Below are 18317 nucleotides of genomic sequence, written 5' to 3' on the forward strand. Positions count from 1 at the left end.
TCAAGCCTCGCAAACGTTAGAGACGTATTGTGAATATATCCAATCCAGCATAGTAAGGACAGTTTCTCTCCCCGCGATGTCACTGGATGCGATCGTCATCTTCAATCGTTCGGGGGTAAGCGCATCAAGAAAATCCGCGGCAGTAGATTGGTGACTGATGTGCCACGGCTCAAACGCGACACCGCCTCTGTCTTCGCGATAAGGCAGGTAAAAGCCATACGTTCCCATGTTGGCCGTGAGCCATTGGTATAACGGAGCTTGGTGTCCTGAAAGGTACTCCCACGGCTCTAAAAGAAGGTCTGTTTCCTTAGGAAGGAGGTTGGATGCAAACACATCCATGTCCGTGCCCCAATGGTGGCGACTTCCTCCCGGTAGGGCAGACCATCTCAGGATCGCTTTGACCTTATCTTCATTAGAGAGCGTGGCAAGGTCAATCTCATTGCCTTTGTCATCCAAAACAGGACGAATGCCATTGAACTTGTTATTCCAAATGAGCGACTGACGGTCAAAATCCCTAAAACTGCTGGCGATCGTTAAGTCGAACCCTGAAGCTTTCGCGGCTGCCTGCATGTTCAGAAAATCGCACTTGATAGCGCGATGAAGCAAGCGATCACCCAGAGCAATCAAGTGTTCTTGCGTTTGTCCTGTCAGTTGCTCAGTGGTTAGATTCATCAGGCGAACAGCTTCTCCAGTACTTTCTCGTACATGTCAGTCAGCTTTTCAAGGTCAGCGATTTTCACGCACTCATTCACTTTGTGGATGGTGGCATTTACTGGCCCCAGTTCAATTACCTGACCGCCCATTTGCGCGATAAAGCGGCCATCAGAGGTACCGCCTGTCGTGAGAAGTTGTGGTTGCTGGTGGTTAACTTCTTCAACAGCACCCACAACGGCATCAAGCAAGGAGCCCGTGTCTGTTAGGAATGGGTGGCCGCTGAATGTCCATTTGATCTCGTATTCCAGCCCGTGCGCATCCAGAACTGAATGCACGCGCGCTTTGATGTCATCTGCGGTGACTTCGGTGCTAAAACGTAGATTGAACTGCACGTTAAACTCACCTGGGATAACGTTGCTGGCACCCGTGCCTGCCGCAAGGTTTGGAATTTGGAAACTGGTTGGTGGGAAGAATTCGTTGCCTTTATCCCACTCAATTGCAGCCAACTCAGCCAGTGCAGGTAGCGCCTGATGAACAGGGTTGCGTGCAAGTTGAGGATAGGCGACGTGACCTTGAATACCTTTAATGGTGATATCACCCGTGATGGAGCCACGACGGCCGTTTTTCACAACATCACCAACGGCATGGGTACTTGAAGGTTCACCAACAATACACATGTCGATGATTTCATCGCGTGCCATCAAGGTATCAACAACACGTGTTGTACCATTAATAAATGGACCTTCTTCGTCAGAGGTGATCAAAAATGCAATAGAGCCAGTGTGATCTGGGTTCTCTGCGATGAAACGCTCAACAGCCACCAACATGGCAGCCAACGAGCCTTTCATATCCGCTGCGCCACGACCGTGAAGGTAACCATCAATGACAGTCGGTTCGAACGGCGGGGTGTGCCATTGTTCTAGTGGACCTGCGGGTACCACATCAGTGTGGCCAGCAAAGGCGAAAAGCGGTGCTTCAGTACCACGGCGAGCCCACAAATTGGTGGTATCTTCAAACACCATACGTTCGATAGTGAACCCCAGAGCTTCAAGGCGTCGAATCATCAACTCCTGACAACCTTCATCAAGTGGGGTAACGGAAGGGCGGCCGATTAAATCCTTGGCCAGAGACAATACTGCACTGTCTGTCATTGGGGGAAAGTTCCTTTATTTATCGCTTATTCACTAAAAATAGATTCGTATTCGGCGGGTTTGAAACCGAGGTAATAGCTACCACCATACGCCAACAACGGGCGTTTAATCATCGCAGGCTGAACCAGCATTAGAGCGATGGCATTGGTTTCATCAAGGTTGTTTTTTTGCTCATCAGACAAAGCACGGAACGTGGTACCACGCTTATTCACCAGTGCTTCCCAGCCTAATGCTTCAACAAATTGCTTGAGCATGTCCTGATCGATGCCATCCTTACGGTAGTCATGAAAAGTGAACGCTTTACCTTCTTGCTCCAGCCACTTCACGGCCTTCTTAATGGTGTCACAATTCTTAATTCCGTATACCACTGTGGTCATTGACGGCGTCCTCTTTCGCGATACGTTTGGGGGGATAGATTGACATTGCATAAGGTCGAAAGCAAGGCACTTGAAATCATCCGTTTACAGAACATTCACATTGTGTCGCAAGACGGTTTATCAAACCGGAGTTAGAGTGGGTTGAAGGATGATGCTATGGTAAATTAGATAAAACTAATTAATGGGATTTGTGGCGGGTTAAGATGAACAAAGATATCTTCAATGATGCAAAAGCAGCGGCGGATGTGTTGCGTGTTTTATCTCACCCTGAACGTTTGCTTGTGCTTTGCCAGTTGCGTGATGGCGAACGCAATGTGTCTGCGCTAATGGAAAACACCACCCTCAGTCAGTCCGCGTTTTCTCAGCATCTGACCGTATTACGCCAATCTAAATTGGTGGCGACGCGTAAAGTCTCTCAGACCGTTTTTTATCGTATCGCTGACGATAAAGTCGAACGCCTTATCAATGCCATTCAAAATGCGTGGTGTGACGCGTCATCTGGCAAATAAAGTCAGTGGCACACCCCTGTCGGTATACACCTTTGTCTCAGGTCGAGATCTAGTTATCGTTGCGGATTTTTGTACGTCATTGAATACGTACTCATATTGATCAAGCGCAATGCCTGAATTGCAATTCGTTGAATAATGGTACGCAGTGCATATTAGGAGGTCTCAATGGAACTGAATCCGGTTTTTGCTAGAAGACTGTATCTCGCTTTCTTAGTTGAAGAAATGGAACGCCCAAACGTTCCTCGTTTGATCGAAGCTACCGGCTGGCCGCGTCGCACCATTCAGGATGTGATTAAATCGTTAGCTGGTTTAGGTATTGAATTGTCATTCATTCAGGATGGACGTCGTCATAATGACGGGTATTACCGTTTGACCGACTGGGGCCCGTTTAAGCGTGAATGGGTGGAGGAACGTCGACGTGATATCGTAGGCAACCTCGTAAATTGAAAAAAACGCAGCGTAATGGCTGCGTTTTTTGTTTCTGCTAACGTTCAGTTTCATTAGGCCTAAGCACTTTCTGTACATATTTTGGAAGCTTGTTAACAACCAAGTGCCATGACTGCGAAATAATGTTTTCCAGCTCGGTGGTTGGTAAAGGGCAAGATTTACCAAACTCAATCCACCCCGCTCTGGCAAGATGCGGGGCAGGGCGGCAACCTGGGATTTCCGCCATCATAATGAACAGATCGTCCGGTACTTTGCATGCCATCTTGTCGCCATCATAGAAAATGCAAACCATCTTGGTCTGATGGACGCTGTAAACGTCCACATAATCCCATTTGACGTCATGCCTTATCCCAATCAGTGCTTCACAGTGTGATTTAAGTGCGGGAATGTCCATTACTGGATAAGACCAGCGGTTTTTAGTGCCTCTCGCAATGCTTCCGTGCGTTTACGGTTCACACCAAAATCAGAGTAGCCAACACGAGACTCAGAGCGAACAATCAGTTGATCGCCGTCGATACGAAGCTCCAAATCATCAATAAAACGCATGATTCGGCTAACGCTCTCAAGACGTGCATATTCGGCATTTAACTCGGCCATTCGTGCACCGGGTAAAGTCAGTGCTACATCAGAAATTTGCAGCATGGTTACGTCACCAGATGTGAGGGTGAAAGGAGCAATGTTATGATCTTCTCTGCTATCGAGCGTGGAAACGCAGTTCGGTTTGTCACCGCAGATTTGCATTGATTTATCTGTCATGGTTTCGTCTCCTTGCGCGCAGCCAAATAACAACATGATAGCGAGGCTGCTGATAGCGAATTGCGTTGTCTTTTTCATGTCATCATCCTTGTGCTTTGATGTTTAGGCAGACTGAGCCAGTGCAAAGTATGCGGCAAACCCAACCCAGCTTAGTACCAATAAAATCCACGGCAGTTTGTTATTGGACGCGTCATGCGCTGAATCAGTCACTGAAATATCTGGCGTTTCGTTTTCCTGTTTAGCGGCTTGTTTGGCTCGGATTTGTTTCTTTTTATCCTTGTCGCGCTCACGTGCTTTGACTTTTTGCTGCTTTTTATACTGTGCGATGCCTTTTTCAATGCCTTGAGCAATCAGCTTGGTCTGCTCTTTCGTCTGCCCTGGCTTTTGTGTCGCCTTGGCAATTTTCATCGCTTCTTGTTGGGTTTCTGGTGAAGGAGTCGCACTGGTCATCGTTTTATCTTTTTCTTAGGCTACTTTCGAGGGAGTATAACGCTGTTGGGTAACAGCCATGAAACCTAAAAACGTAAATCGTGTCAAAATTCCAGCAATGAAAAAATGGTTCCAGTAACGGATAAAGGAGTGCTTTAAATGATCTTAACCACCACACCAACTGTGCAAGGGCGAGAAATCAAAGACTACCATGGCGTCGTCGTGGGAGAAGCGATATTGGGTGCCAACTTGTTTAAAGATATCTTTGCGAGTATTCGTGACATCGTCGGTGGGCGCTCAGCTGCCTATGAACAAGAGCTGGCTAAAGCACGAGAAATTGCATTCGCTGAACTCAAAGAGCGTGCGCGTGAAGCGGGCGGAAATGCTGTCGTCGGCATAGATTTAGACTACGAAGTTGTTGGTCCCAATGGCGGAATGTTAATGGTGAGTGTCAGTGGCACCGCAGTGACGTTGGGATAGTGTGATCTGAATAGGAACTTTTCTTGAAACAGGCTGCGCCAACCCGCAAAAATTTGAGTTGGTGCTTTGCCGTCCCCATAAATATTGAGACAGTAACTTCAGGTTGTGAACATTGTTTTATTAATGAGCAACCGGCAAACAGATAGTGATATGAAAACGCTTTACCAATCCCCTGACTATTACGATAAACATGGCAACGCAAAACCGAATTTGATGTTTTGGCTCAGTTGCATTTACTTGGCGAAATCATGGGTGGTGTTCGTCATTGCTGGCGTCAGCAGAGAGCAAGGACAAACGTTGCTTTCGCTGTTTTATCCGCACCATGACGCGCTTTACATTGGTTTGGGTATTGGCTTTCCTGCTGTAGCGTTGATGCTAATGGCGGGCAATATTCATCGCTATCCCCCGTTTCTTGAGAAAATCTGGCGTAAAGGCAAGGGCATTCTCGTTGGGGCGTTTGTCTGTGACTTGATACTGCAAATCAAGCACTTGATTGCACAGCAGTGGGCGTTTCACTGGAGTGGTGCATTAACGTTACTGATTGCGATTTGGTTGGTGTCATACCTTTTCAGAAGCCGCCGTATTCAGTTTTTATTTGAAGCTCCTATTACACGAGAAGAAAAATGAAGAATGAGTGGAAAAAAGGACTGGTGCTATTTAGTGCCATGCTAAGCCCTTTGGCGATGGCTGACTGGCAAGTTGACGTCAATTTTAAATTGGATCGCGCGGGTAAACATCATAGTGCGCAAAGCTCGGTTTCACTGGTGCCGGGTGAGGAAACGGTGTTGTTCGACAATGGCACCATGAGCGGATCACTGATCGGTAAGGCTGAATTACTCGAAGTGACTGCGGATGAAGTTAAGATTTCTCTGGTCGTGCAAGAGCAATGTGACGATGGCGCATGGCGCACCATTATGTCGCCTGTTGTCAGTGCTGGTTTGAACTGCCCAGCGTCTATCAACGCCAGCAACGAACACTTGGATGAATTTGCTTCACTAGAAGTGGAAATTACGTCCGTTTAATCAATTCTTTAACGATCTTAAACAAAGTATCGGCACAATCGTGGCATTATGCTTTCCTCATCTTTGGAGATGCCGCGTCGCCGATGACTTTTCACTCTTCCCCTTCTCTGCGGAAAGAACACGTCATTTATTGCCATACGGCTCTCCAAAAAATACCCATAACGCGAACGTTGTATCGTCAGGTTATTTGGGTATGAAAATTAACTATCAGACATAAGAAGCTGATAAAGCAGTATTTATCTGGAGGATACCATGGCAATTTCTCAGCCAGCCATTGTGGCCGACGCCGGGCCATTTGCGCTTTACGTGTTGTTTAAAGTAACCGGGTCTGCAGCCGCAGTAAAATCACGTTGTGGTGCGTTGCACCAGCTTGTTGACGACATAAATGCCACCCAACCGGGCGCGGAAATGAAAGCGGCCGTGTCGTTTACGCCGGCATTTTGCAAGGAAAATGGTATAGCAACACCAGAAGACTTCCAGTCGTTCCGTCTGTTGGGAGAGGGCGATACTCAAGCCCCTGTTACTGATTGCGATTTTCTTGTTCACGTACATTCAACGCGCCACGATCTTAACTTCTTTTTGTTGCGTAAGTTTGTCTCTGATATCGCGTCAGACGTGTCCATTGTTGATGAAACCTACGGTTACCGCTACTTGGATTCTCGCGACATGACGGGGTTCATTGACGGCACGGAAAACCCAGAAGGTGAAGAGGCACGTCGCGATGTGGCAATCATTGCCGATGGTGAATGTGCAGGTGGCAGTATGGTGATGCTTCAGCGCTATATTCACCGTTTGGACGCGTGGGAGCCTTTGTCGCTCAAGCAACAAGAAAAAATCATCGGGCGCACAAAGCCTGATTCTATTGAGCTGGAAGACGTGCCTGCCACCTCACACGTTGGCCGTGTTGATATCAAAGAAAACGGCAAAGGCCTCAAGATGGTTCGCCACAGCCTACCTTATGGCTCTGTATCTGGCGATCACGGCCTGTTGTTTATTGCATACTGCCATACACAGCATGTGCACCGTACGATGCTTGAAAGCATGTTTGGGGAACGTGATGGCAAAACGGACATGATGTTACGCTTCACCCAACCTGTGACAGGTGCGTACTTTTTTGCTCCGTCAATGGATGCCCTTTCTGCGATGGCTTAAACCGCCTAAGCAACAGATAAAAGCACTCTTTGGAGTGCTTTTTTTTCGCCCGCTTTTTCTCACTTGGCTTTTCCCTGTGATGAAACATGATCAGTCTTCGCTTTTGTAACAGGGAGTAAAATTATCCAGTAAATCCCGCTCGACCCTTTTTTCAGCTATGCGATGATTTCGCCATCAAAAACCCGATGGGCCAATGACGTGCTCATTAACGGGAAATAAAAAGACGTGCTGGAGTTAAACATGAACATAGTTGCCATTACCGCTTGCCCTTCTGGCGTTGCCCACACTTATATGGCGGCGGAATCTCTCGAACAAGCAGCAATTGCTCGAGGCTGGACCATCAAAGTGGAAACCCAAGGAGCCTTGGGTGCAGAGAACGAAATCTCCGCCGACGATGTTGCTCGTGCAGATGCCGTGATCCTGACAACCGACATTGAACTAAATGGCACAGCGCGTTTTGAAGGTAAGAAGGTTATCCAAAGCACGGTGAAGCGTTTGGTTGTGAATCCATCGGAAGCACTGGACGCTGTGGAGGCCTAATCATGAGTCAATTCAATCTTGATGGCGTATGGCAACTATCATCGCTAACTAATCCAGACGTTACCGCACCAATTACATTACCAGGCGATGTTCACTCTGCACTGTTAGCCGCAGAGATCATTCCTGATCCATACCTTGGCTGTAACGAAACCCAAGTGCAATGGGTCGGCGAACACGACTGGCAAATGACCCGTACGTTTAACATCGACGCAAACGTACTTGAAGCACAGCAAGTCGACCTGATCCTGAGCATGGTAGATACCATGGCGCAGATTGAGGTAAACGGCGTAACGGCACTGCATTGCAGCAATATGTTCCGCCATTACCGTCGCGACATTCGTCCGTTGCTACGTGAGGGCGAAAACTACATTTGTGTAACGTTAAATCGCGCCGATATCGAAGCCAAAGCCCGCGCTGAACGCTTACCGTTCCCTGTGCCATGGGCGGTGGGCAACAACCAAGTGCCTCACATGAACACACTGCGTAAAACCCAGTGTCATGCAGGTTGGGATTGGGGCATTTGCCTGCTGGTTAGCGGTATTTATGACAGCATCCGTATTCAGCCAATTTCGCAAGCCCGCTTGAATGATGTTCGCACTCGTCAGGAGTGGCAGCAAGACGGTCAGTGTACTGTGATTGCCTCAATCACCGCTGATGTATTGGAAGGCTCAGAAGCGCAAGTGGCAGAGTGTGAATTGATCTCGCCAGCGGGCGAACGCCAATCTATTACCGCAGAACTTGCAGGTGGCAAAACGGAAATGCGCTTCACCGTACAAAATCCGCAACGCTGGTGGCCAGCAGGTTATGGCGAACAACCGCTTTACCAATTGAGCGTGTCGCTAGATGGGCAATTGGTAGAGAAGCAACTGGGGCTTCGTGAGCTGACTGTCGATACGTCAGAAGACGACGCTGGCGCAGCCATGACCTTTGTGGTCAATGGCAAAGCCGTCATGGCGAAAGGCGCAAACTGGATCCCGCTAGATGCCATGCCAGGTAAACAAACCCCTGAGCAGTACCGTCGTCTGTTAGAAGATGCGAAAGCTGCCAACATGAACATGATTCGTGTGTGGGGCGGTGGCATGTACGAGCGAGATGTGTTCTACCGTTTGTGTGATGAGCTCGGTCTGTTGGTATGGCAAGACTTGATGTTCTCGTGTGCGCTGTACCCGTCAACACCTGATTTCTTAAACGATGTTCGTCAAGAGATCACAGAGCAGGTGCGTCGCCTGAGCGATCACCCATCTTTGGCTCTGTGGTGTGGCGACAATGAGGTTATCGGTGCCATTGGTTGGTACCCAGAGTCTAAGAGTAATCGCGAAAAATACGTGGTGAACTACGACCGCCTGAACCGTGTTCTGCAAGAAGTTGTTGAAACAGAAGATCCAAGCCGTCGCTTCTGGGCGAGCTCCCCGTGCAATGGTGAGCTGGACTTTGGTGACGCATGGCACGACGACAATAAAGGCGACATGCACTTTTGGGATGTGTGGCATTCCGGTAAATCGTTTGATGCTTACCAAAGCATCAAACCGCGTTTTTGCAGTGAGTTTGGTTACCAGTCTTGGCCTTCGCTACCAACCGTAAAAACCTTTGCGGCGAAAGAAGATTGGAACGTAACGTCACCCACTTTTGAACAGCATCAGAAGAACGGTCGCGGCAACAGCATCATCACTGAAATGTTTACGCGCTACTTCCGCTTCCCTGTCGATTTTGCACAGATGCTTTATCTCAGTCAGGTACAGCAGGCTTTGGCAATTAAAACCGCAAGTGAATACTGGCGTGCGAATAAACCCGTTTGCCGCGGCATTCTTTACTGGCAATTGAATGACTGTTGGCCAGTGAGTTCTTGGTCGAGCATTGAGTACACGGGGCGCTGGAAGCAACTTCATTACCACGCGAAACGTTTCTTTGCGCCACAACTCGCCGTCTTTATTGATGATGGTGAAACCCTGAAGCTCAATGTCATCAATGATGAACACCGTCAGGTGGAAGCGAAAGGGCAGGTCACCTGGTATGACTGGCAAGGTGAAGTGATTGATACCTGGCCTGTTGAAGCAATGCTCGAAGAAGACGGTAACCAAGTGCTGTGGCAATGCGATCGAAATGTGATTGTAGAGCGTAAGCACGAAGGCTTCTTCTTCGTTGATATGGTCTGCGATGGGCAGACGATTTCAAACACCTGGTTTGATGATGTGTATAAGCGTTTACCGCTGCCAAATGCCAAGGTAGACGCCAATGTCGTTGAACAAGATGGCGCGATCACCGTGACCTTAACCACCGATAAGCCCGCGTTCTTTGTTCACCCTGAGTTTGAAGGGGAAGGACGTTTTAACGATTCGAGCTTTACGCTGATGCCGTGCCGCCCTGTGACATTAACTTACACAGGTACAGCATCGGCAGAAGAAATAAGTTCAAAACTGTCGATTTATCACTTAGCGCAAAGCTATACCCCAACACACTAAAACGTCTGGAAAGAGAAGGTTATTGGCGATGTTTATCGCCAATAATCCGGCTTCGTACACCTTGAATAGCGTGATCAGTCAATTAATCACGTTAGACAAAGGCAGTATCAGTCAGCCTCAACCAACGATGCCGTGTGCAGGGATTTAGCCATAACGTAATTTGAAGTAAGGACACCCAATGCTTAGCAAAACGAAACTTGCCGCCATTGTGCTGGCTGCGTTAACCGCGCCAACCGCTATTGCTGCAGAGAGACACGAGCTGACCATCGTTTCGGATTTTTATCCAACCATGATCAGAAACTTCAACCCTTTCCTGTCTACCACCTTGCGTACGACGACGGACTTCATCTACGAGCCTTTGGTGATTTTCAACCAGATGCACGGGAACAAACCAGTTATGCGTTTGGCGAAGGATTACTACCTGTCAGAAGATCTGATGCAGGTAACCTTCGAAATGCGAGAAGACGTCAAGTGGTCTGACGGTAAGCCGCTTACGGCGGAAGACGTTGTCTATTCGTTTGCGCTAATCAAAGAAAAGCCTGAGCTAGATCCAAAGGGCATGGACACCTGGGTGAAGTCAGTACGACAAGATGGCAACAAGGTTATCTTTGATCTGACAGAAGTGAACACCAATGTCCCTTACGAGATTTCGACCATTCCAATCGTGCCTAAACACATTTGGGAAACAATTGAAGAGCCTGAGCTTTTCACCAACGAAAACCCAGTGGGCTCGGGGCCGTTTACCGAAATTGATACCTTTACCCCTCAACTCTACATTCAGTGTCGTAACCCGCATTACTGGGACAATGACAACCTGGATGTCGACTGTTTGCGAGTTCCTCAAATCGCGAACAATGATCAACTGCTGAGCAAGATCATTAAGTCTGAGCTGGATTGGTCAGGTGCCTTTATTCCTGATATCGACATGATTTATTCAGCGAGAAGCCCGCACCACAAATACTGGTATCCAGCGGCTGGCCCACAATCTTTCATGTTGAACTTCAATTCGCCGCATCCTGGCAACAATGAAGCGATCAACAATATCGATTTCCGCCGCGCGTTCTCAATGTCGATTGACCGCCAAAAAATCATCAATATCGCTTTCTATGGTAACGGCGTAGTGAATGACTATGCGTCTGGCCTTGGCAAAGTGTTTGATTTCTGGGCGAACAAAGACACCTACAACCAATACAAGGGTTACAACACCTTCAGCGTAGACAATGCCAAAGCGCAGCTTAAAGAAGCGGGCTTTGTCGACATCGACGGTGACGGGTTTGTGGAAACGCCGACTGGCAAACAAATTGAGCTAGAACTGCAATCACCTACTGGTTGGACAGACTTTAACAATGCAGTTCAATTAGGTGTCGAACAGCTACAAAAAGTGGGCATTAAAGCGAAAGCGCGCACTGCTGACTTTGCGGTGTACAACCAAGCGATGCTTTCTGGTACCTACGATGTGGCGTACACCAACTATGTTATTGGTGCAGACCCTCACCGCTACTGGAACCGTGCGTTCCACTCTCGCTATCAGGAAGGACAAAACGCCCCTCGCTATGCGATGCATTTCTTCCAAAATGATGAGCTAGATACCTTGCTGGACAGCTTCTACAAAACGGACAAGCAAGAAGAGCAGATGCAAATCGCCCATAAGATTCAAAAGATCATCGCAGAGAACCAAGTCACCGTTCCTGTAATGTCTGGCGTGGATGTGTATCAGTTCAATGAAAGCCGCTTTACTGGCTGGTGGAATGAAGAAAATCCAAAAGGCCGCCCAATGTCTTGGGCGGGTGTACCAGAGCGTTTATTGCATGTTCTGGACTTAAAACCTAAAGCCTAATGTTGTTTAGGAAGCATATGTTCGCATGTGCTTCCTATTTTCTCGTTAATTCATACCGCTAAGCGTAATAGAAATGGGCATGCCTGTTTTTATATGCGCCGGGTTAACTGTATCTGAGGATAAGGTATGGCCTTTTTTCTTCGACGGCTTTCATTTTATTTAATGGCATTGTTGTTTGCCGCCACGCTGAATTTTATTTTGCCCCGTGCGATGCCGGGTGATCCCGTCACCATGATGTTTGCGAATGCAACCGCAGAAGTGACACCAGAGCGTATCGAGTCCATGAAAAAGCTGTTGGGCTTTGTGGATGGTCCTTTATACGAGCAATACTTTTCTTACCTTGGCAATATTTTCACCGGAAACTGGGGCTTATCAATTAAGTACTACCCGATCACGGTTAACGAGCTACTGGGAAGTGCAGTCGGCTGGTCTTTATTTTTAACAGGTTCAGCAATCATTTTGGCGTTTTGTATCGGTTCGGTGCTTGGCATTTTTGCCGCTTGGCGTCGCGGTAGCCATTACGATTCGTTTATTTCACCCAGCATGCTGGTGGTGCAATCCGTCCCTTCGGTGGTAGTCGCTATGCTGGTGCTCTACACCTTCGCGATTGGCCTTGAATGGTTCCCATCGGGCAATGCTTACACCGTAGGTACCCAGCCGGATTGGGGTAGTTGGGCGTTCTATAAAGACGTTGCCTACCACGCCGTTCTGCCGCTGTTCTGTGCCACGATCGGACAGATTGGTGGCTTCCTCATCAGCATGCGTAACAACATGATTAACTTGCTCAATGAAGACTTTATCACCATGGCGAAAGCCAAGGGCTTGAGTGAAAACCGTGTTGTATTCAATTACGCCGCCCGTAACTCCATGCTGCCAAGCGTGACAGCTCTGTCTATGGCATTGGGTTCGGCGATCAGTGGCCAACTTATTGTTGAAATGATTTTCAACTACCCCGGCTTGGGCACCGTGTTACTTAACGCGATCCACGCTCGTGACTACCAAGTGCTGCAAGGGCAGTTGCTGTTAATGACCATGTTTATGTTGTTCTTCAATTTCCTCGCAGATCTGATGATCGTGTATCTCGACCCTCGCTTGCGCAAGGGAGGTAAATAATCATGAAAGGCCTTATGAAACTGCTTATTGGGAATAAGAAATCCCTAGTGGGCTTAATCATTCTTGCCATGTTCGCACTGGCCGCAATCTTTGCGCCTGTGATTACGAAACATGCCCCGGATGTGGGAACGGGTAACCCACATGAATACCCGGCCTTTGTGGTGAAAGCGGCAATGGATAACCCTGATGGCTGGATTGCAAAGAATCTGGCGACCAACCCTCGTCGTTTGATGATGTCTGAAGGCGCGGATCATGTGCTCGGTACGTCACGTATGGGACGCGATGTCTGGTCACAGCTGGTTTATGGCGCAAGAACATCGCTGGCTGTCGGCCTGGGTGCGGGTGTGTTGGTGTGTTTTCTCGCGACAGCGATCGGCGTTACCGCCGGTTACTTCGGCGGCAAAATCGATGATTACTTGTCGGCAGCGATGAACATCATGCTGGTGGTTCCTCAATTGCCCTTGCTCTTTATCATCGCAGCGTTTATCGGTCAGGCAGGGCCTGCGACCATCGCCGTGGTGATTGCCATTACCTCCTGGGCTTGGGGCGCAAGGGTGGTGCGTGCACAAACCTTATCGGTGCGTGAGAAGGAGTTTGTTCGTGCTGCGGAAGTGTTGGGTGAAAAAACCTGGCGCATCATTGCTATCGAGATTTTACCAAACCTGATGTCGATTCTAGGTGCCAGCTTCATTGGCTGTGTTCTCCTTGCCATCATGACTGAAGCTAGCTTGTCTTTCCTTGGTTTGGGCGATCCTAACGCCATCAGTTGGGGCGTCATGCTCTACAACGTACAAACCTCTTCATCGATGCTGATCGGCGCGTGGTGGGAAATTCTGGCCCCTTGTTTTGCGTTGACCATGATTGCTGTAGGTCTGTCACTGCTTAACTTTGCCGTGGATGAAATCGCGAACCCGCAACTGCGTTCACACAAGGGCCTGCGCCTTTGGAAAATGCGTAACAAATGGGATAAATCGTCAGATAAAACGGAACGTCCTGTGTTTGAAAAAGGACAGCAATCATGACAGAACCGCAAATTTCAATTCGCAACTTGTGTGTTGATTACATTACCGATGCCGGCGATATCCGCGCGGTAAATGACGTGAGTTTTGATATCGGCAAAGGCGAAGTGTTTGGCCTGGCCGGTGAGTCGGGCTGTGGTAAATCCACCGTTGCGTTTTCACTGATGCGTCTTCACAAGCCGCCTGCTTATATCTCCCATGGAGAGGTCTTCTTTGATGGCCATGGCGATCTGCTGAAAAAGTCTGATGAAGCCATGTCGCGCTTTCGTTGGAAAGAAGTCTCTATGGTGTTCCAGAGTGCGATGAATGCACTGAACCCGGTGTTGACGATGGAAGAGCAGTTCTGCGATGTCATCATGCGTCACACCAACTTCACTCGCGATCAGGCGAAACGCCGCGCAGAAGGCTTGTTGGAAATCGTGGATATTCACCCAAGCCGATTGAGTGATTATCCGCACCAGTTCTCTGGCGGCATGCGTCAGCGTCTGGTGATTGCCATCGCCCTCGCATTGAATCCAAAGATGATCATCATGGATGAACCAACGACCGCACTGGATGTGGTGGTTCAGCGTGAGATTTTGCAAAAGATCTATGCGCTGAAAGAAGAGTTTGGTTTTTCTATTCTGTTTATTACCCACGATCTGTCATTGATGGTCGAGTTTTCCGACCGCATTGGGATTATGTATGCCGGTGAGCTGATTGAAGTGGCACCGTCAAAGCAAATCCTAACAACGCCGTTCCACCCTTACACCGAAGGATTGGGCAGTTCTTTCCCGCCTTTAACGGGGCCAAAAACCAAGCTAAAAGGGATTCCGGGAAGCCCATTGAACTTGTTCGATATTCCAAAAGGGTGTCGTTTTCAGGCGCGTTGCGGGAAGACACAGCCAAGCTGTTACACCGAACGGACATCGCTTCAGATGATTGAACCGGGCCGTTTGTCTAACTGCCATTTGTTCACTGCGCAGAACGTAAAGGCTTGAGGGGAGAGAGATGAGCAAGCCAACAGGAAAACTCATTATTGAGGGTAAAAACCTCATCAAAGATTTCTCGGTTAACAGTAACTCGTTACAGAAATCCAAGATGCGTGCAATTAATGACGTGTCTTTCAAAATGTATAAAGGGCGCGGTTTAGCGGTGGTAGGCGAGTCGGGGTCTGGCAAGTCCACGACGGCCAAAATGATCGCCAAAATGTACCCGCCGTCGGGCGGTAGCATCGAGTACTTCGGCCGTGATATTCAGACCATCACCCAGCGCGATGATCTGATGTTATACCGCCAAGGCGTGCAAATGGTGTGGCAAGACCCGTTTGGCTCTTTGAATCCAACGCATACGATTTTCCACCATATCGCACGTCCACTACTGATCCACAACAAAGTGGATGGTCGTGATAAGAAAGTTCTGGAAGAGATGGTGTATGACCTTCTTCTTCAAGTAGGGCTAACACCGCCGAAAGAAACGGCAGCGAAGTATCCACATCAACTGTCTGGCGGCCAACGCCAGCGCGTGAACTTAGCAAGAAACATTGCAGTGGGCGCAGAAGTGGTACTGGCAGATGAACCGACCTCTATGCTCGACGTCTCAATCCGTGCAGGTGTATTGAACCTGATGGAAGAGATGAAGTTTGAGCGTGAAATGGCCCTGCTTTACATCACGCATGACATTGCCACCGCCCGCTATATCGCGGAAGACCTTGCCGTCATGTATGTCGGTCATATGGTTGAGTGGGGCGATGTGGAACAGATCATCCATGACCCACAGCACCCGTATACCCAATTGTTGGTGTCGGCCGTGCCTGATCCAAATAAATCCATTCACGAGAAATTGAAAGGCAACCGTGGAGAGATCCCGCTCTGGACGCCTGAAAGTGTCGGTTGTCCGTTTGCAGGCCGCTGTCTGCATGCGACCCAAAAGTGTCAGGAAGCCCTGCCACCCGTGACCCAATTATCAGAAAACCACTTTGTACGTTGTTATCTCTTTGAATGATAACAAGTGAGGAAATCAAGATGTTTCAACTCGCGTTTATCCGCGTAAAGGACACAGAGTGTCATGCAACAAGAACCCTTAATCTGGTCAAGGGTGACAGTAAATCACTGGATTTAAATCAAGATGTTGACGGGTTCAACAGCGAAATCAAAAAAGCTGTATTTACGGTCGCAGACCTTCAAGATATTGGCTTTCTACTGGCTTCAACGTTTAAGCGTGCGCAAACCTTAGAAGTCCATATTGAAGACGATGTGTATGCACAGCATGCGCCTACAGTGTGGGTAAAGTGGCTGTCTTTGGGGATGGCGTTATCGTCTTACGACTACAAGCATCGAGACAGCTTCCATCTTGAGCCGAACATCAATGCGTTTGAGTTCAAATCTGATGACGAGGCACTGTCAGCCGCATTCTTTGAAGGTCAGGTATTGGCACAAAGCCAGCTGATTGCTCGTGAGTTGGTAAACAAACCGGGCAACGTGATTTACCCGGAATCATTTGTTAGCGCGGTTGAAGAACTGCCAATGGAAGGCACCGCGCTTTCATTTCTGACCGAGTCAGAAATGCGTGAGCAGGGCTTCGGCGGTTTGGTAGGGATTTCGCAAGGCAGTGACCGTGATGGTCGTATGCTCTGCCTTGACTACCACCCAGAAGGCGCGCAAACCACGATTGCTTTGGTTGGCAAAGGCGTCACGTTTGATACTGGCGGCATCAGTATTAAAGGTCAGCATCGCATGAGCACCATGAAAGTGGACATGGGCGGTGCGGCAGCCGTGGTTGGCGCATTGAATGCGATTGCCCAACTTCAATTGCCAGTGCGTGTTATCGGTTTATGTGGCTTGGTAGAAAACATGCCATCAGGTTGCGCGATAAAACCAGGCGACGTGGTGACCATGTTGTCTGGTAAGAGTGTCGAGATTATTTCGACCGATGCTGAAGGCCGTATGGTGCTTGCCGACGTGCTTCACTACGCGCAGCAAACCTATCAACCTGATTACTTGATTGATATTGCGACACTGACGGGCGCGACGGGCGTTTCGCTCGGAAAAGCATTTGCCTCCTTGATGGGCAACAGCGATGAACTCAAAACCTTGGCGAAAGCTGCCGGTAACAGCTGCTCAGAGCTGCTGTGGGAAATGCCTATTGCTACTGATTTGTACGAAGCATCACTGAAGAGTGACTTTGCTGAAGTGCGTCACGGTGCGGAAGACGGCGATGGCAGCGCAAGTGTTGCCGCAACCTTCCTCAATCACTTTGTCTCACCAGAACAGAAGTGGATCCACATCGATTCAGCGGCGATGTCACTTGGCATGACACACCGCAAAATTTATCCAAAAGCAGCATCCGGTTACGGCACATTCTTGCTGACTTCACTTTGCCAACACATTGCTAATAAAACGAATTAAGAGAAATAAGGAAATACCATGATTTTGCTCGCCAACTCAGAAGCCTACCCAGGTATTGAAGAATCTGCTCGTCGCCTTCAAGCGGGGGAAGAAGGGCTTCGCTCTTTGGTGGAAGGAATTAAACTGGTCGAACTCGACCCACGAGTACGTACCGTGGGGTATGGTGGTTGGCCAAACGTACTGGGTGAAATGGAGCTGGATGCGTCGGTCATGGACGGTGACAGCTTGCGTACTGGTGCCGTTGGTGCACTGAAAGGTTACATGCACCCAGTAGAAGTTGCCTACAAGGTAATGACTGATCTGAACCATGAAATTCTGGTCGGTGAGGGTGCAGCGATTTTTGCAAACGAAATTGGAGAAGTGGCAGGGGAAAACCTGATTGAAGACTCCAAGCAAGTTTGGTGGGAAAAGCTAGAAGCGTCTATGACACCTGAACAACAGGCGGCGTTCCCTAACGTGCCGTTGGCTCCGCTTTCTAACAATGCTACCGACCCTGAGCGTGTGCGTGATACAACTGTTTTCCTGTGTAGCGACAGCACCGACAAAATCAGTGCGGCCACTTCTACGTCTGGTTGGGCGTGGAAATACCCAGGCCGTTTAGGTGACAGCCCAATTATCGGTGCGGGTTCGTACGCAGATAGCCGTTACGGTGCGTGTGCGTGTACACATACTGGCGAGATGAGCATTCGCTGCTCGACTGCCCATGCTGTTGTGCTTTACATGAAAATGGGCATGAGCTTGGATGAAGCAGTATATGAAGCGATCAAAGACCTAGATTACCTCAAGGACGGGTATACCGAAGGCGTAACCATCCATGCGATTGACCGCCATGGCAATCACAAAGTGGTGAGCCTGAACTGTCCGGGTAACATTACCTACTGGTTCTGGCAGACGGGTATGGATAAGCCAGAAGAGCGCAAAGCAGAAGTGATTTTTACGCGATAAGTGCTGCCTCAGCCTCAAACTAAAAAAGCCGCTTAATTAAG

21 protein-coding genes are annotated in these 18317 nt (G+C 48.8%); 15 read left to right on the forward strand and 6 right to left on the reverse strand.

The window, feature by feature from the left end; genetic code table 11:
• The 3 genes from LRP49_RS23565 to LRP49_RS23575 are packed head-to-tail and all read right to left on the reverse strand — an operon-like array spanning position 1 to position 2182.
• Positions 1–672: a M15 family metallopeptidase gene (locus tag LRP49_RS23565; protein ID WP_274145898.1), complete on the reverse strand. Its 672-nt coding sequence runs from the start codon at positions 670–672 to the stop codon at positions 1–3.
• The gene (dapE, locus tag LRP49_RS23570) at positions 672–1805 is read right to left on the reverse strand and encodes a succinyl-diaminopimelate desuccinylase (protein WP_274145900.1); all 1134 of its coding nucleotides are present in this window, start codon (positions 1803–1805) and stop codon (positions 672–674) included. Before dapE ends, LRP49_RS23565 begins: the two co-directional genes overlap by 1 nt.
• Before the next feature lie 26 nt (positions 1806–1831).
• A complete protein-coding gene (locus LRP49_RS23575; protein ID WP_274145901.1) occupies positions 1832–2182 on the reverse strand; it encodes an ArsC family reductase in 351 nt (116 codons plus the stop codon).
• A gap of 203 nt (positions 2183–2385) precedes the next feature.
• On the opposite strand from LRP49_RS23575, the gene LRP49_RS23580 reads away from it, so the two are divergent.
• On the forward strand, positions 2386–2691 hold the full coding sequence (locus tag LRP49_RS23580) for an ArsR/SmtB family transcription factor (protein ID WP_274145903.1): 306 nt from the start codon (positions 2386–2388) through the stop codon (positions 2689–2691).
• A 165-nt stretch (positions 2692–2856) separates the two neighbouring features.
• Positions 2857–3138 (forward strand): winged helix-turn-helix domain-containing protein, encoded by a 282-nt coding sequence (locus LRP49_RS23585; RefSeq protein ID WP_274145904.1) that lies wholly within the window; start codon positions 2857–2859, stop codon positions 3136–3138.
• A gap of 37 nt (positions 3139–3175) precedes the next feature.
• Here the strand turns inward: LRP49_RS23585 and LRP49_RS23590 are convergent, their stop codons facing one another.
• From LRP49_RS23590 to LRP49_RS23600, 3 genes are read right to left on the reverse strand one after another with little or no spacing between them, the layout of a single operon-like run.
• Positions 3176–3532: an MmcQ/YjbR family DNA-binding protein gene (locus LRP49_RS23590; RefSeq protein ID WP_274145905.1), complete on the reverse strand. Its 357-nt coding sequence runs from the start codon at positions 3530–3532 to the stop codon at positions 3176–3178.
• A complete protein-coding gene (locus LRP49_RS23595) occupies positions 3532–3972 on the reverse strand; it encodes a DUF1499 domain-containing protein (RefSeq protein ID WP_274145906.1) in 441 nt (146 codons plus the stop codon). Before LRP49_RS23595 ends, LRP49_RS23590 begins: the two co-directional genes overlap by 1 nt.
• A 24-nt stretch (positions 3973–3996) precedes the next feature.
• The gene (locus tag LRP49_RS23600) at positions 3997–4344 is read right to left on the reverse strand and encodes a DUF2956 domain-containing protein (RefSeq protein WP_274145908.1); all 348 of its coding nucleotides are present in this window, start codon (positions 4342–4344) and stop codon (positions 3997–3999) included.
• Positions 4345–4482: 138 nt separating this feature from the next.
• On the opposite strand from LRP49_RS23600, the gene LRP49_RS23605 reads away from it, so the two are divergent.
• From LRP49_RS23605 to LRP49_RS23665, 13 genes are all read left to right on the forward strand, one after another.
• On the forward strand, positions 4483–4803 hold the full coding sequence (locus LRP49_RS23605; protein ID WP_274145910.1) for a heavy metal-binding domain-containing protein: 321 nt from the start codon (positions 4483–4485) through the stop codon (positions 4801–4803).
• Positions 4804–4953: 150 nt separating this feature from the next.
• Positions 4954–5430, forward strand: a complete 477-nt coding sequence (locus LRP49_RS23610; protein ID WP_274145911.1) for a DUF2919 domain-containing protein — start codon at positions 4954–4956, stop codon at positions 5428–5430.
• On the forward strand, positions 5427–5825 hold the full coding sequence (locus LRP49_RS23615; RefSeq protein ID WP_274145913.1) for a hypothetical protein: 399 nt from the start codon (positions 5427–5429) through the stop codon (positions 5823–5825). The genes LRP49_RS23610 and LRP49_RS23615 overlap by 4 nt, the downstream gene beginning before the upstream one ends.
• A 252-nt stretch (positions 5826–6077) precedes the next feature.
• Entirely contained in the window at positions 6078–6977 is a 900-nt protein-coding gene (locus LRP49_RS23620; RefSeq protein WP_274145915.1) for a Dyp-type peroxidase, read from the forward strand.
• 240 nt (positions 6978–7217) lie between these two features.
• Positions 7218–7517, forward strand: a complete 300-nt coding sequence (locus LRP49_RS23625) for a PTS fructose transporter subunit IIB (protein ID WP_274145917.1) — start codon at positions 7218–7220, stop codon at positions 7515–7517.
• Between the two features lie 2 nt (positions 7518–7519).
• The gene (locus LRP49_RS23630) at positions 7520–9976 is read left to right on the forward strand and encodes a glycoside hydrolase family 2 protein (RefSeq protein ID WP_274145919.1); all 2457 of its coding nucleotides are present in this window, start codon (positions 7520–7522) and stop codon (positions 9974–9976) included.
• Between the two features lie 178 nt (positions 9977–10154).
• Complete coding sequence (locus LRP49_RS23635) at positions 10155–11813, forward strand: ABC transporter substrate-binding protein (RefSeq protein WP_274145920.1); 1659 nt, start codon at positions 10155–10157, stop codon at positions 11811–11813.
• Positions 11814–11939: 126 nt separating this feature from the next.
• The gene (locus LRP49_RS23640) at positions 11940–12926 is read left to right on the forward strand and encodes an ABC transporter permease (RefSeq protein WP_274145922.1); all 987 of its coding nucleotides are present in this window, start codon (positions 11940–11942) and stop codon (positions 12924–12926) included.
• A gap of 2 nt (positions 12927–12928) precedes the next feature.
• Positions 12929–13948, forward strand: coding sequence for an ABC transporter permease (locus LRP49_RS23645; RefSeq protein WP_274145924.1), 1020 nt, complete (start codon positions 12929–12931; stop codon positions 13946–13948).
• Entirely contained in the window at positions 13945–14925 is a 981-nt protein-coding gene (locus LRP49_RS23650; RefSeq protein WP_274145926.1) for an ABC transporter ATP-binding protein, read from the forward strand. The genes LRP49_RS23645 and LRP49_RS23650 overlap by 4 nt, the downstream gene beginning before the upstream one ends.
• 10 nt (positions 14926–14935) lie before the next feature.
• Positions 14936–15928 (forward strand): ABC transporter ATP-binding protein, encoded by a 993-nt coding sequence (locus LRP49_RS23655; protein WP_274145928.1) that lies wholly within the window; start codon positions 14936–14938, stop codon positions 15926–15928.
• Between the two features lie 20 nt (positions 15929–15948).
• Complete coding sequence (locus tag LRP49_RS23660; protein ID WP_274145930.1) at positions 15949–17331, forward strand: M17 family metallopeptidase; 1383 nt, start codon at positions 15949–15951, stop codon at positions 17329–17331.
• Between the two features lie 18 nt (positions 17332–17349).
• Entirely contained in the window at positions 17350–18276 is a 927-nt protein-coding gene (locus tag LRP49_RS23665) for a glycosylasparaginase (protein ID WP_274145932.1), read from the forward strand.
• Positions 18277–18317: the final 41 nt, after the last annotated feature.

This window comes from Enterovibrio qingdaonensis, from assembly GCF_028683135.1.
Classification (GTDB): Bacteria; Pseudomonadota; Gammaproteobacteria; order Enterobacterales; family Vibrionaceae; genus Enterovibrio; species Enterovibrio qingdaonensis.

What these genes read in the sequence shown, in the direction of transcription:
- LRP49_RS23620 (WP_274145915.1), top strand. Translation starts at nt 6,078, where the DNA reads ATGGCAATTTCTCAGCCAGCCATTGTGGCCGACGCCGGGCCATTTGCG.
- LRP49_RS23630 (WP_274145919.1), top strand. Translation starts at nt 7,520, where the DNA reads ATGAGTCAATTCAATCTTGATGGCGTATGGCAACTATCATCGCTAACT.
- LRP49_RS23600 (WP_274145908.1), bottom strand. Translation starts at nt 4,344, where the DNA reads ATGACCAGTGCGACTCCTTCACCAGAAACCCAACAAGAAGCGATGAAA.
- LRP49_RS23655 (WP_274145928.1), top strand. Translation starts at nt 14,936, where the DNA reads ATGAGCAAGCCAACAGGAAAACTCATTATTGAGGGTAAAAACCTCATC.
- dapE (WP_274145900.1), bottom strand. Translation starts at nt 1,805, where the DNA reads ATGACAGACAGTGCAGTATTGTCTCTGGCCAAGGATTTAATCGGCCGC.
- LRP49_RS23575 (WP_274145901.1), bottom strand. Translation starts at nt 2,182, where the DNA reads ATGACCACAGTGGTATACGGAATTAAGAATTGTGACACCATTAAGAAG.
- LRP49_RS23590 (WP_274145905.1), bottom strand. Translation starts at nt 3,532, where the DNA reads ATGGACATTCCCGCACTTAAATCACACTGTGAAGCACTGATTGGGATA.
- LRP49_RS23625 (WP_274145917.1), top strand. Translation starts at nt 7,218, where the DNA reads ATGAACATAGTTGCCATTACCGCTTGCCCTTCTGGCGTTGCCCACACT.
- LRP49_RS23665 (WP_274145932.1), top strand. Translation starts at nt 17,350, where the DNA reads ATGATTTTGCTCGCCAACTCAGAAGCCTACCCAGGTATTGAAGAATCT.
- LRP49_RS23580 (WP_274145903.1), top strand. Translation starts at nt 2,386, where the DNA reads ATGAACAAAGATATCTTCAATGATGCAAAAGCAGCGGCGGATGTGTTG.
- LRP49_RS23605 (WP_274145910.1), top strand. Translation starts at nt 4,483, where the DNA reads ATGATCTTAACCACCACACCAACTGTGCAAGGGCGAGAAATCAAAGAC.
- LRP49_RS23595 (WP_274145906.1), bottom strand. Translation starts at nt 3,972, where the DNA reads ATGAAAAAGACAACGCAATTCGCTATCAGCAGCCTCGCTATCATGTTG.
- LRP49_RS23640 (WP_274145922.1), top strand. Translation starts at nt 11,940, where the DNA reads ATGGCCTTTTTTCTTCGACGGCTTTCATTTTATTTAATGGCATTGTTG.
- LRP49_RS23565 (WP_274145898.1), bottom strand. Translation starts at nt 672, where the DNA reads ATGAATCTAACCACTGAGCAACTGACAGGACAAACGCAAGAACACTTG.
- LRP49_RS23660 (WP_274145930.1), top strand. Translation starts at nt 15,949, where the DNA reads ATGTTTCAACTCGCGTTTATCCGCGTAAAGGACACAGAGTGTCATGCA.
- LRP49_RS23650 (WP_274145926.1), top strand. Translation starts at nt 13,945, where the DNA reads ATGACAGAACCGCAAATTTCAATTCGCAACTTGTGTGTTGATTACATT.
- LRP49_RS23645 (WP_274145924.1), top strand. Translation starts at nt 12,929, where the DNA reads ATGAAAGGCCTTATGAAACTGCTTATTGGGAATAAGAAATCCCTAGTG.
- LRP49_RS23585 (WP_274145904.1), top strand. Translation starts at nt 2,857, where the DNA reads ATGGAACTGAATCCGGTTTTTGCTAGAAGACTGTATCTCGCTTTCTTA.
- LRP49_RS23635 (WP_274145920.1), top strand. Translation starts at nt 10,155, where the DNA reads ATGCTTAGCAAAACGAAACTTGCCGCCATTGTGCTGGCTGCGTTAACC.
- LRP49_RS23615 (WP_274145913.1), top strand. Translation starts at nt 5,427, where the DNA reads ATGAAGAATGAGTGGAAAAAAGGACTGGTGCTATTTAGTGCCATGCTA.
- LRP49_RS23610 (WP_274145911.1), top strand. Translation starts at nt 4,954, where the DNA reads ATGAAAACGCTTTACCAATCCCCTGACTATTACGATAAACATGGCAAC.